Annotated in this window: 1 pseudogene; it reads right to left on the bottom strand. The window is 40.6% G+C overall.

Annotated features, from left to right (window positions below):
- Window positions 1-28: 28 nt before the first annotated feature.
- A pseudogene (locus tag O0V13_RS21455) lies at window positions 29-987 on the bottom strand (IS3 family transposase); the annotation flags it as partial.

The following is a 987-nucleotide window of genomic DNA, read 5'->3' on the forward strand; positions in this document are numbered from 1 at the left end:
TGACCCGTCCTAAAATAGGTTGACAGGATTAAATTAGTAAAACTTGAGACCGAGGTTGATTTTCTTCCTCGGTTTTTTGATGTACTTGATCTGGAGTTTTCATCCCTAGGCTCAAGTGTGGTCTTTCCTGATTATAAATTTTTATAGACTGTTCAATATATTTTTTGAGTTCACTTCCTGTATTACAGGTTTCTAATAAGAATTCCTGCTTAAGGATCCCATTGATTCTTTCGGCCAGGGCATTCTGATAACAATCGTATCCATCGGTCATGGAGGTTTGTATTTGACCTGATCTGAGTGTTTTTTGGTATAAGGATGAACAGTATTGGAGTCCTCTGTCGGAATGATGGATGAGTGGCCAGTCGGTTTTTCTGGTTTTAATAGCCATCTCCAGTGCCTTTACTACATGCTCAGCTCCCATATCATCACTGAGTTCATAGCCCATGATTTTTCTACTGAACGCATCTGTCACCAAACTAAGATAATGAGTCTTCTCCTTGCTCTTGATATAGGTTATATCACTTACAAAGACTTCTTCTATCCGGTTTGGCTTGAGCTCTTTCAACAGGTTGGGATGTTTCTTCAGCCAATGTTTGGAATAAGTGGTTTTGGTATAGCTTTTCAAGGGTTTGATCAGCATCTTTTCTTCTCTTAAATAGCTGAAAAGTGCATCTCGGCCCAGTTTGATCCCCATTTCCTTGAATTTATCTCCCAGTAGATGATGTAGTTTCCTGGTTCCCACCCTAGACATCCTCATCCGTTTTTCTTGGATCAGCGGTTTGATTCTGGACAATTCCTCTTTTCGGTAAATGGCTCTCTGCCTTCCCTGATATAAAGCTTGGCGACTGATCCCAAACACCCTACAAGTCCTAGAAATACTTATTTGTTTTTCTTGCTTGAGGCGCCAGACGGTTTGGGAGAAAACTTTTTTCTGATCGCTGTTCCGTATTGCTGATCGGAGATGTCGATCATCTTATTGAGAACCAA

The organism is Algoriphagus sp. PAP.12, assembly GCF_026652115.1.
Lineage (GTDB): Bacteria > Bacteroidota > Bacteroidia > Cytophagales > Cyclobacteriaceae > Algoriphagus.